Here is an 11,541-nt window from a genome sequence, read left to right on the forward strand (position 1 = left end):
GTCCGGGGGCCCAAAGGCGGGCCCAAGGGGGTGGGGTCATCGGTGGCCTCCGGGGGAATCGGGGGCCGTGCCGAGCCACTTGGCGGTGGCTTCGGCTCGGGTGGTGCTGTGGAGCTTGGCGAAGATGCGGTTGATGTGGTTCTTGACCGTCTTCTCGCTGATGAAGCAGGCGGCGGCGATCTGCTGGTTGCTCATGCCGGACGCGATGAGGTCCATGATCTCCGCCTCCCTTGCGCTGAGTTGGTACCGCGACTGTGCCATAGTCCGTTGCATTCGCGAAAGCGGTTCGGGGGAAAATGGTGGCGCGTCGGGGTGATCCGGGGTATCCGGAGTGTTTGCATCCGCAGGGGGAGGGGGTCCCTCGCGGAGTTGGGCCAGCAGTGCGTCCGCCGCCGTCGTCGTGAAATGTGCTCTGCCCTCCCTGGTGTCCCGTACGGCCGTCACCAGTTGGTCGGTGGTGAACTCGCCGTGGACGAGGTAACCGGCCGCCCCGCGGCGCAGGGCCTCGTGGACGATGTCCGACTTACGGCTGTAGGTCAGCATCAGGACCGGGGCGAGCCGGACGAGGTGCGGGAGTGCGGACAGGCCGTCCACGCCGGGCATGCGGACGTCGAGGAGGATCACGTCGGGGTGGTGGGTGCGCGCCGCCTCGTACGCCTCGCGGCCGTCGACCGCCTCCGCGACGACCGTGATGTCGGGGCGGCCGGTGAGGAGGGCGGTCAGGCCGGCGCGGACGACCGGGTTGTCGTCGCACACCACGACCCGCAGGGGCGGCGGGGGTGCGGGTTCCTGGAAGGGGGACGGCGTCTCGTCAGTGTTCATGCTGCGTCACCTGAGGTCGTCGGGGTCGTCAGCGCGGTCAGCGCCGTCAGAGGGACGTCCACGCGGACCTCCGTGCCCCGCGCGTGTGCGCCGCGGCCGATGCGGATGCGGGCGCCCACGGACGCGGCGCGCTCGACCATGCCCAGGAGGCCGAAGTGGCCGGTTCCGCGGAGGTGTTCGAGGGTGGTGTCCGGGGGGAGGCCGCGGCCGTCGTCGTACACGGTCAGGAGCAGGTGGTCGTCCCCCACGCCCGCTGTCACCCGCACCGAGGTGGGGGACGCGTGGCGGTGGGCGTTCTCCAGGGCCTCCTCCGTGATGGTGAGCAGTTGGCGGGCCACCGTGGGAGGGACGGGGGGCATGGGGCGGGCGTCCGCCGTCGGTTCGTACGTCGCCGGGACCCCGGTCCGTGTCGTGAAAGCGCGCGTACGGGCCCTCAGTTCCGCCTCCAGGTCCAGCGGGCTCGCCGGGTCCGGGGCGCGGCGCAGGTCCGTGAGGAGTTCGCGGGACTCGGCGGCTGCTCTGCGGGCCGCGCGGGCCACCAGGTCCGCCTGGCGGCGCAGCACCGCCGCGTCCGGGGTCGGCGCGCTCGCGGAGGCGGCCAGGCCCTCCGCGGCCAGCGCCACGCCGTGCAGGGTCTTGGCCACCGAGTCGTGCAGTTCGCGGGCCAGGCGCGCGCGTTCCTCCGCCACCGCCTCGGTCGCCGCCAGGCGGGCTTGGACGGTCGTCAGCGCCCGCGTCGCCTCGCCGAAGCGCAGCATGAGGTTGCGCAGGGTCGAGCCCACGGCACCCGCGATCACGCACAGGCCGGGGACCAGCAGGGCCTCCGCAGGCGTACGGTCGCCCGTCCGGGCCAGCGTCGCCTGCACCAGCAGCAGGATCAGCGACTGGAGCGAGGCGAAGCAGGCGGCGCCGCGCCAGCTGTAGGCGAGGCCGGCGAGGAGGGGCGTACAGACACTGACGTACGCCAGTGTGGTGTCCGGGCCCGCCGAGACCAGGAGCAGCGAGCCGAACAGGGTGTCCGCCGCGAGGAGGGTGGGGTGGCGCAGGAGCAGCGGGCCGAAGCGCTCCCAGTCCCGGAAGAGGGCGTACGACCCCATGAAGGTGACCACCACCGCCGCGCCCACCAGGTTCTGACCCAGGCCCGGTGACGCGTTCAGGAGCGCGGCGGGTGCCGCCAGGGCGATCATGGCCAGGCGGAAGCCGAAGACCTGGCGGCACAGCGCCTGCAGGGCGTTGACCTGGAGGGAGAGGGTGGGGGCGGCCGAGGGCTCGGCGGAAACCGATGGGTGCGCGGAGGCTGGGGCGTGCGTGGAGGCTGGGGTCTGCATGGACGCTGGGGCCTGCATGGACGCTGGGGTCTGCATGGACGCTGGGGCGTGCGTGGAGGCTGACGGTGCTTTCAGCAAGGTCCGTGCCACCAGGCCGCCCCGCCCCACCAGACGGCCTCCGCGCCCCGCCAGACGGCCTCCCCGCCCCGCCAGACGGCCTCCCCGCCCCGCCGGCCCGCCCCGCCTCGCCCACGTCGACATCGTCGCCACAGCTCACTCACCCGTGATCGTGCCGAAGTCCGTCCCGGACCCCAGCAGCAGGCCCGCGCCCAGGAGCAGCATCGTCGCCGGGACCATGAAGGTAGTGATCATCATGGTGGCCTTGGGGACGGCCCGGGCCGCCTTGCGGCGGGCGTTCTGCGCGTCCGTGCGCCGCATGTCCTTGGCGAGGGCGACGAGCGTGTCGACGATCGGGGCTCCCAGTTCCTCGCCCTGCTGCAGCGCGGTCACGAACATGGCGACCTGCTCGGAGTCGTTGCGCCGGCGCAGTTCGGCGAAGGCCTGGCGGCGGCTCATGCCGAGGTCCATCTGGCGGAGGGTGATGCGGATCTCGTCCGCCCAGGGGCCCTCGTAGCGCGACGCCACGCGGTCCAGTGCCTGACGGAAGCCGAGGCCCGCGCTGACGACGACGGCGAGGACGTCCAGGAAGTCGGGCAGGGTGCGCTCGATGACGTCCTTGCGGACCCGGATCGCCGACCAGATCCCGACCTCCGTCCACAGCGCCCCGAAGGCGAACAGCAGCAGCGTCATGAGGACGTTGCCCTGAAACAGGAAGATCAGGCCGCCTACGGCGCCCAGGGTGCCGTAGACCGCGCGGCGGGCCGCGTAGCGGTCGATGGTGAGGCCGCCCGGGTTGCCCGCCAGGTCGATCTTGCGGCGGTACTTGGCGACCTGCTTGGGGCCCATCAGGCGCAGGACGGCGGGCGCGTACCGCATGCCGAGGCGGTCGACGAGCGAGTCGACCGCGCCGGTGCGGGTGGCGCCGACCTCCAGGGCGAGCGCCAGGTCGGTGGGCAGTTTCGCGTCCGCCCGGTACATGCGGATCCCGGCGAAGACACCCCAGACGGCCAGGCCCATCAGCAGAGCCAGCAGTAACGCCATGTCGGACTCCCTTTCCTCTCCCTCGGATTCCTCGGATTCCTCGGATCCCTCTGCTTCCTCGGGCTCCTCAGACGTCGATCCGGGACATCCGGCGGATCAGGACGAAGCCGACCGCGTACAGCGCGAACGCGATGATCACACAGGCCTGGCCGATCGGGGAGCCGGTCATCCGGTCCAGGGCGCCGTCCTTCACGCCGTTCATCAGGAAGAGGGAGCCGATGCCCATGACCGGGACGGCGTACGAGGTCATGCTCACCTGGGAGAGCTGGGTGCGGATCTCGCGCCGGGTCTCCTTGCGCTCCTCCAGGGTGTCCGTCAGGTTCCGGAGCGCGCCGACGAGTTGGCCGCCCGCGCGGTTGGCGAGCACGAGGGTCGTCACGAGGACGACCAGTTCGCGGGAGGGGAGCCGTTCCGCGAGTTCGCCGAGGGCGTCGTCCATGGACGCGCCGACCGCCAGCTGGTTCGCCACCTTGGCCAGTTCCTCGCCCGCGGGGGCCTCCAGTTCCTCCGCCGCCATGCCGATGGCCGTGCGCAGCGCGAGGCCGGCGTGGGTGGCGTTGGCGAGGATGCGGGCCAGTTCGGGGAGCTGGTTGATGAACCGTTCGATGCGTTTCTGGCGCTGCCAGTTCAGGAACTGCATCGCCGCCCATACGCCGAGCAGGCCCGCGATCGGGCCGAAGAAGGGCGCGAGGGTGGCCTGGCCGATCAGCCACAGGCCCGCGACGGTGGCGAGCATCGCGGCGAAGAACTCGCCGGGGGTGACGTCCAGGCCGGTCGCCGCGAGCCGCAGTTCCAGGCGCCGGCCGAACGCCGTACGGCGCAGGCGGCGGTCCAGGGTGTGGAAGCGGCGCCGGCGGCCGGTGAGCGGGACCTGTCCGGCGGCCGTGAGGCGGTCGACCAGGGCCTGGCGCTGGGCCCGGCCCGTGGCGTAGGCGTGGACGCCGGCGACGGCGAGGACGCAGGTCAGCAGGGCGACGCCGGTCGTCAGGGAAACCAGGGTGTTCAGTTCCATGTCCTCAGTCCCACGTCCTCAGTTCCATGCCCTCGGTTCCCTGTCGTCGGTCCCATGTCCTCAGTCCCACGTCCTCAGTCCCACGTCCTCAGTTCCATGTCCTGGTGGCGAGCTGGTCCTCGGTGTGGGCGACGCCGAAGGCCTGCGGGATGGGCTGGCCCGCCATGTAGAGGCGGTCGGCGGTGCGGCGGGGCAGCGGGAAGTACCGGAAGGCGCCGTGGACCCGGCCGTCGGGCGTCATCGGCCGGGCGTCGAAGCGGGCGACGGTGGCCAGGCGGTACGGCTCTCCGCCGTGGCTGTCGAGGACGGCGATCTCGGTGACGCGGCGGGCGCCGTCGGCGAAGCGGGTGAGCTGGACGACGACGTCGACGGCGCTGTTGATCTGGTCGTGGAGCGCCACGAAGGGGACCTCGACGTCCGACATGGAGGCGAGGGTCTGCAGCCGCATCAGCGCGTCCTCGGCGCTGTTGGCGTGGACCGTCGCCAGCGACCCGTCGTGGCCGGTCGACATGGCCTGGAGCATGTCCAGGGACTCCCCGCCGCGGACCTCGCCGACGACGATGCGGTCGGGGCGCATGCGCAGCGAGTTGCGGACCAGGTCGCGGATGGTGACCTGGCCCTTGCCCTCGACGTTCGGCGGGCGGGACTCCAGGCGGATGACGTGCTGCTGCTGGAGCTGGAGTTCGGCGGAGTCCTCGATGGTGATGATGCGCTCGGTCTCGGGGATCAGGCCGGACAGGGCGTTGAGCAGGGTGGTCTTACCGGTGCCGGTGGCGCCGGAGACGATGATGTTGAACCGTGCCTGCACCAGGCCCGCGAGCAGGTACAGCATGTGCTCGTCGAGGGAGCCGAAGCCGATCAGCTCGTGGAGGGTGAAGGAGCGCGGGAAGCGGCGGATGGTGAGGGTCGGGCCGGTGAGGGAGAGCGGGGGGATGATGACGTTGACGCGCTCGCCGGAGGGGAGGCGGGCGTCGACCATGGGGTTCGACTCGTCGACCCGCCGGTTGACGGTGGACACGATCCGCTCGATCGTCTGCATCAGCTGGTCGTTCGACGCGAAGCGCAGCGGGAGTTGTTCCACCCGGCCGCCGCGCTCGACGAAGATCGCGTCGGGGCCGTTGACCATGATCTCGGTGATGGAGGCGTCTTCGAGGAGGGGTTCGAGGATGCCGAGGCCGAGCGCCTCATCGACCACCCGGCGGATCAGCTGGGAGCGCTCGACCGTGGACAGCACGGGGCCCTCACGGCTGATGATGTGCCCGAGCACGCGCTCCAGGCGCGCCCGGCGCTCGGCGGCGGCCAGCGCGCTCATCTCGGCGAGGTCGATCTCCTCCAGCAGCTTGGCGCGGTAGGAGGCCACGAGGTGGCCGTCCTCGCCCCGGCTGCCGTGTTCCTCGGGGGAGTTGATGCGTGCGCGCAGGCTCATGGTCGGTGCTCCCGGTTCCCGCGTCAGTCGTCGTCGGTGGTCGAGTCGAGCGGCATGGTGGCGGTCTTGCGGGCGGGGCCGAAGTCCCAGCCGGGGACGACGGAGGGGATCTCGACCGTGGCGGTGACGGTCACCTCGTCGCCTCCGCGCGCCTCCCCGCACGCGGTGCCGTCGGCCAGCCAGCCGCTGACCGCGCGGACACAGCCGTCCTGGGCGCCCTGGTCGAGGGAGGCGGCCCGCGCGCCCGCCCTTGCCGCCGTACCGGCCTGCTGGGCGGCGTACGCGATGAGTCCGAGCTGGACGCCGGCCAGCGCGACGAGGATCAGCACCGGGATGAACCCGAGGTATTCGAGGGCGACCTGGCCGCGATCACGTGCCTTCCCGTCGTACGGCATCTCAGTCCCGCTCCTCCTCGACGGCGCCCGCCTGGCCCCGTACCTCGAAGGGGAAGCCGAGCGCGCCGGGGAAGAGGACCGGCACCTTCAGCGTCACCTCGGCGGTGACATAGCCCTCGCCCCCGCAGTCCACGCTCGCGCCCCCCTCCCAGGCCCCCGGCAGCTTGTCCCGCCCGGCCGCCGCGCAGGCGCCCTGGCGCTCCCCCGGTGCCGCCGCGGTGGCCGCCCGTACCGCCTCGTCGGCAGCGTTACCCGCGAGCACGAAGGTGTATCCCACGAGCACGAACTGCCACAGCAGCACCAGCGTGATCAGGATCAGCGGGGTCATGCCGAGGAACTCGACCGTGACCTGGCCGCCGTCACGGGGCCGGCGTATGCGTGTGCGCCGTGTGCGCGGCATGGTCATCCCCCAGAGTCCCTGCGCCTGCGGAAGCTCACGGACCCTCGGTCGCCGCGCAGCCGTCCGCCCGCCCGGCGGTCCCCCGCCGCCGGTTTCACCAGGCCGAGTTCGCCGGCGAGCCCCCACAGGGCCTGCTTCACGGTGCTGCGGTTGTCCAGTTCGTGCAGACGGCCCGCGTCCACGGCGGCCTGGAGTTCCTTGAAGTGGGCGGGGACGGTGGTGGCCGCCACCGCCGTACCGGTGATCTTGCGGACGAGGGCGGGCTGGATCTCCGTACCGCGCGTGTGGCGGTTGACGACGACGGTGGTCTCCTCCGCCTTGCGGATCTGGAGCCGGTCCCACATGCGCACCATGCGTTTGGCGCCGCGGACGGCGACCACGTCCGGGGTGGTGAGCAGCAGGGCCGTGTCGGCCATCTCGACGGCGGCCGCGCCGGCGCCGGTCAGCTGGGCGCCGCAGTCGATGACGACCGTCTCGTAGCGGGAGCGCAGGGCGCTGACGATCTGGCGGGCGGCGCGGTCGGTGACCTCCTCGCCGCGTTCGCCCTCGCCGGGGGCGAGCAGCAGGGCGAGGCCGGTGTCGTGGCGGAAGACGGCGTCGGCGAGGACGCGCGGCGAGATGTCGGTGATGGCGGCGAGGTCGACGACCGAGCGGCGGAACTGGACGTCGAGGTAGGAGGCGACGTCACCGGCCTGGAGGTCCATGTCGACGAGGGCGGTGGCGCGGCCGGAGGCCTGGGCGGCGAGGGCCAGCTGGATGGCGGTGACCGTGGTGCCGACGCCGCCCTTCGCCCCGCTGACGGTGACGACGGTGCCGCCGGCGCCGGTGAACACGTCGCCGCCGTGGCCGAGGTGACGGCGTACGCCGACCGACCACTGGGAGACGGCCTGGACCCGGCTGGCGAGTTCCTCGTAGCCGAGCGGGAGGGTGACCAGGCCGCGGGCGCCGGAGTCCATGGCCGCCTGGAAGAGGCCGGGGCTCGCGTCGGAGGTGACGAGGATGACGCCGACCGCGGGGAAGCGCAGGGCGACCTCGCGGATCAGTTCGAGGGCGGGGACGGGGCCGATCCGCTCGTGCACGACGACGACCTCGGGGAGTTCGTCGACGGATTCGGCGGCGAGCCGGGCGAGGGTGTCGACGAGCTGGGTGGAGTCCGCCACCGGGGCCACCGGCTCGGCGTCCGGGAGCTGGCTGAGCAGGGTGGTGACGGAGCGGGCCGCGTCCGCGTCGCCGACCGCCGGCAGGATCCTCGTGGGCATGCGGGCCTCTCACTTGTCCTTCGCGAGTTCGTACGTCCGGTCCTTCTCGGGGACCGTGGAGTCACCGCCGGGCGCGACCAGGGCGAGCCGGACCCGCTCGGCGAAGGACTCGGCGTAGGTGAGGCGCTGGGCGTCGAGGGCGGAGAGGGCGAAGGTGATGGGGACGGCGTCCGTGGGCTCGCGGCCGCGGTCGCCGTCGTCCGGCCGGAGGGCGGTCAGCTCGCCGACGTCGAGGACGCGGGCGCCGGTGACGATGATCTTCGACTGGTCCGGGTCGCCTTCCCGCGCGCCCTCGAAGGTGGCGTAGACGTTGACGCGGGCGCCCGGGGTGATCTTCCCGGCGACGCCGGTCGCCGCGTCGATCATGATCGCGACCTCCTGTTCGCCCGGCTGGAGGGCGGGCCGCGCCACGATCATGTCGGTCTGGAGGAGGGAGCCCTCCCGGAGGGTGGTGACGGCGATCTTGCCCCGGATCTCCGACAGGTCGCGGACCGCGTTGGGCGACAGCCAGCGCTCGGGCATCGAGATCTTTTCGAACTGCCCGGCGGTCAGCGGCGTGTACGGCTCGATCTTCTGCCTGAGCCGGTACGCCGTCACCTCGGGGCCGACCTTGGACTTCGCGTCGTTGACGACGGACAGGACGCCCGCGAACGCGCCGAGGGCGCACAGGACGGAGAGGAGGAGCAGTATCACGCCGCGGCGCTGACGGGAGTTCATGAAGCGGGCAACCTCATCGGGGGGTGGCGGTCGGGGCTTCTGGGTCGCCGTGCTCTATCCGGCGGTGAGCTGGTGATGCTGGACGGGCGGGGGCGGTGCGGTGGCGGAGCAGAAGACGCAGCGGTCGCCGATGACGTCGATGCCGCACCAGTGGCAGACGCCCTGCCGGACCGACCCGACCAGTTGGTAGAGGACGGACAGGTCGGGCAGGTAGGAGCAGAACTCGATCAGCTTTCCGGTCCCCCACCAGGCGGCGGACTCCGCGGGCAGCGCCGTCTCGCGCAGCCCCTGCACCTTCCAGGCCGGGCCGAGGGTGTTGGTGACCCAGTCGGACTGCAACTGCCCCTTGGCGGTGAGCATCCAGGTGGCGAACTCGGGGCCGGTGAGGGCGGGGGCGGGGCTGCCGGGACTGCCGGGGTTGCGGGGGTCGCCGGGGCTGCGGAGGTTGCCGGATCCGCCCTGCCGGCCCGCGCCGCCCGATCCGCCGAGCCGCACGAGCTGCGGCTGCGGATGCGCCACGACGGCGAACTGGCTGCCCGGCAACCAGGACTTGGCGTGCGCCTTGAGGTCGACGGGGACGCGGTCGAGGCGGGCGACCGAGCCGAGCAGGGCGCCGGCGTGGACGTAGTGGGTGAGCAGCCGGCCCGCCGAGGCGAGGACGCCGGGGCTCAGGTCACAGGAGGCGAGCTGGCGCAGCTGCCGGGCGAGGACGGCGACGCCGAGCGGCGGCAACTCCGGTTTGAACAGGGCGATCCGGTCGCTCTCCAGCAGGGAGCGCACGGTGTGCAGCCGGCGCTCGACGGCGGCGGGGACGGCGGCCGAGTACACGACGACGAGATGGCCGTGGGTCTCCAGGAGGCCGGTGACCTCGGCGAGGACCTGCTCCAGCGGGCGCCGGTCCAGGTCGCTCAGGACGACGGCGGGCAGGGTCCGCTGGTCCTGCGGTGGCAGCGCCAGGTCGGCGCTGGTCACGGCAATGGCAGTTGGCACGCGCAGCTCCCCGTCTCACGCCGGTCGGTCCACCGGGGTTACTCCGGCGCACCGAGGTGACTTCATTGCGTGACTACCTCAGCACTGTATCCACGGCTCTGTGACCGGAGAACAGCGTTTGTGTAGCTCGGGAGCAACTGCCTTCGCACAAGTCGCGCCAAATCGGGGCAGGTTGTGCACACGAAAGCGCGAGGCCGCCCCCTACGGGTGAACAGGCCGACCCCCTCCGGTGACGCCCCTCGCGATCCGGCCCCCTTGACAACCTAATTGGTCTGGACCAACTTTGAGGCCAGCGGTGGCCACCGTCGTCCCGAACGACCCCCACTCCCCACCGGAGGCCCCAGTGGACCTCGTACGCAGACGCAGCAGGCGGTCATCGCGCATCCGCCTCTGGTCCGGCGCCGTCACCACCGCCCTCGCCCTGCCCCTCTCCCTCATCACCGCCACCCAGGCGTCCGCGGCCGACGTCAACAACGTCAGGAACGCCGGCTTCGAAGCGGGCCTCGCCGACTGGACCTGCTCGGCCGGCAGCGGTACGACCGTCTCCTCCCCCGTGCACGGCGGTACGGCCGCGCTGAAGGCGACGCCCGCCGGCCAGGACAACGCCCGCTGCACCCAGACGGTCGCCGTCAAGCCCCACTCGACGTACACGCTGAGTGCCTGGGTGCGGGGCGGCTACGCGTACCTCGGCGCGACCGGCACGGGCACGACGGACGTGTCGACCTGGACCCCGGACAGCACGACGTGGAAGGAACTGAGGACGACGTTCACCACCGGGGCGTCCACCACCTCGGTGACGGTGTACACCCACGGCTGGTACGGCCAGGCGGCGTATTACGCGGACGACATCTCCGTCTACGGCCCCGACGGCGGCGGAGGCGGCGACCCGGCCCCCACGATCCCCGGCGCCCCCGGCGGCCTCCGGGTCTCCGGCACGACCTCCACGTCCGTCTCCCTGACCTGGAACACGGTGTCGGGCGCGACCGGCTACACCGTCTACCGCGACGGCACGAAGGCGACGGCGGTGACCGGCACCTCGGCGACGGTGACCGGCCTCACGGCCGCCACGTCGTACTCCTTCCAGGTCACGGCGACGAACGCGGCGGGTGAGTCGCCGAAGTCGGCGACCGTGACGGCGACGACGGCGCCGAGCGGAGGTGGCGGCGGAGGCGGCTCCCTGCCCAAGCACGCGGTGACCGGCTACTGGCAGAACTTCGACAACGGCGCCACGGTGCAGAAGCTGTCCGACGTCCCGTCCCACTACGACATCATCGCGGTGGCCTTCGCGGACGCCACCGGCACGCCGGGACAGGTCACGTTCAACCTGGACTCAGCGGGGCTGGGCGGCTACACCGTGGACCAGTTCAAGGCCGACATCAGGGCGAAGCAGGCGGCCGGCAAGAAGGTCATCATCTCCGTCGGCGGCGAGCGCGGCACGGTCACGGTGAACGACGCGGCGTCGGCGACGAACTTCGCGAACTCGGTGTACGCGCTGATGCAGACGTACGGCTTCGACGGCGTCGACATCGACCTGGAGAACGGCCTCAACGCGACGTACATGACGCAGGCGCTCCGGTCGCTGTCCGCGAAGGCGGGCCCGTCGATGATCCTGACCATGGCGCCGCAGACGATCGACATGCAGTCGACGTCGAACTCCTACTTCCGGACGGCCCTGAACGTGAAGGACATCCTCACGGTCGTCAACATGCAGTACTACAACAGCGGTTCCATGCTGGGCTGCGACGGCAAGGTCTACAGCCAGGGCTCGGTGGACTTCCTCACCGCCCTCGCCTGCATCCAGCTGGAAGGCGGCCTGTCCCCGTCCCAGGTGGGCCTGGGCCTCCCCGCCTCGACCCGCGCGGCGGGCAGCGGCTACGTCTCCCCCTCGGTCGTCAACAACGCCCTGGACTGCCTGACCAAGGGCACGGGCTGCGGCTCCTTCAAGCCCCCGCGGACGTACCCCGACCTGCGGGGCGCGATGACCTGGTCCACGAACTGGGACGCGACGGCGGGCAACGCCTGGTCGAACGCGGTGGGGCCGCACGTGCACGCGCTGCCGTAGACCACACCCTCCCAGCGCTACGGGCCTGC

General features: G+C 72.0%; 11 protein-coding genes. 1 reads left to right on the forward strand and 10 read right to left on the reverse strand.

Annotated features, from left to right (window positions below; genetic code table 11):
- Positions 1–36: 36 nt before the first annotated feature.
- From ACIG0D_RS14715 to ACIG0D_RS14760, 10 genes are all read right to left on the reverse strand, one after another.
- A complete protein-coding gene (locus ACIG0D_RS14715; RefSeq protein WP_399800125.1) occupies positions 37–822 on the reverse strand; it encodes a response regulator in 786 nt (261 codons plus the stop codon).
- Positions 819–2,150, reverse strand: coding sequence for a sensor histidine kinase (locus tag ACIG0D_RS14720; RefSeq protein WP_399800128.1), 1,332 nt, complete (start codon positions 2,148–2,150; stop codon positions 819–821). The genes ACIG0D_RS14715 and ACIG0D_RS14720 overlap by 4 nt, the downstream gene beginning before the upstream one ends.
- A gap of 213 nt (positions 2,151–2,363) precedes the next feature.
- Positions 2,364–3,251 (reverse strand): DUF5936 domain-containing protein, encoded by an 888-nt coding sequence (locus ACIG0D_RS14725; protein WP_399800131.1) that lies wholly within the window; start codon positions 3,249–3,251, stop codon positions 2,364–2,366.
- 67 nt (positions 3,252–3,318) lie between these two features.
- The gene (locus ACIG0D_RS14730) at positions 3,319–4,263 is read right to left on the reverse strand and encodes a type II secretion system F family protein (protein WP_399800133.1); all 945 of its coding nucleotides are present in this window, start codon (positions 4,261–4,263) and stop codon (positions 3,319–3,321) included.
- Between the two features lie 88 nt (positions 4,264–4,351).
- Complete coding sequence (locus tag ACIG0D_RS14735) at positions 4,352–5,689, reverse strand: CpaF family protein (protein ID WP_399800136.1); 1,338 nt, start codon at positions 5,687–5,689, stop codon at positions 4,352–4,354.
- A gap of 23 nt (positions 5,690–5,712) precedes the next feature.
- Entirely contained in the window at positions 5,713–6,084 is a 372-nt protein-coding gene (locus ACIG0D_RS14740; protein ID WP_399800139.1) for a TadE/TadG family type IV pilus assembly protein, read from the reverse strand.
- A 1-nt stretch (position 6,085) separates the two neighbouring features.
- Positions 6,086–6,484 carry a TadE/TadG family type IV pilus assembly protein gene (locus tag ACIG0D_RS14745; RefSeq protein ID WP_399800141.1) on the reverse strand — a complete coding sequence of 133 codons (399 nt, stop codon included), beginning with the start codon at positions 6,482–6,484 and terminating at the stop codon, positions 6,086–6,088.
- A gap of 2 nt (positions 6,485–6,486) precedes the next feature.
- On the reverse strand, positions 6,487–7,743 hold the full coding sequence (locus tag ACIG0D_RS14750) for a CpaE family protein (protein WP_399800144.1): 1,257 nt from the start codon (positions 7,741–7,743) through the stop codon (positions 6,487–6,489).
- Between the two features lie 9 nt (positions 7,744–7,752).
- Positions 7,753–8,460 carry a Flp pilus assembly protein CpaB gene (gene cpaB, locus ACIG0D_RS14755; RefSeq protein ID WP_399800147.1) on the reverse strand — a complete coding sequence of 236 codons (708 nt, stop codon included), beginning with the start codon at positions 8,458–8,460 and terminating at the stop codon, positions 7,753–7,755.
- 54 nt (positions 8,461–8,514) lie between these two features.
- A complete protein-coding gene (locus ACIG0D_RS14760) occupies positions 8,515–9,450 on the reverse strand; it encodes a hypothetical protein (RefSeq protein WP_399800150.1) in 936 nt (311 codons plus the stop codon).
- 343 nt (positions 9,451–9,793) lie between these two features.
- Here ACIG0D_RS14760 and ACIG0D_RS14765 point away from each other — a divergent pair, with 343 nt between their 5' ends.
- On the forward strand, positions 9,794–11,512 hold the full coding sequence (locus ACIG0D_RS14765; protein WP_399800153.1) for a chitinase: 1,719 nt from the start codon (positions 9,794–9,796) through the stop codon (positions 11,510–11,512).
- Positions 11,513–11,541: the final 29 nt, after the last annotated feature.

Source organism: Streptomyces sp. NPDC052773 (genome assembly GCF_044547145.1).
Taxonomy (GTDB): Bacteria; Actinomycetota; Actinomycetes; order Streptomycetales; family Streptomycetaceae; genus Streptomyces.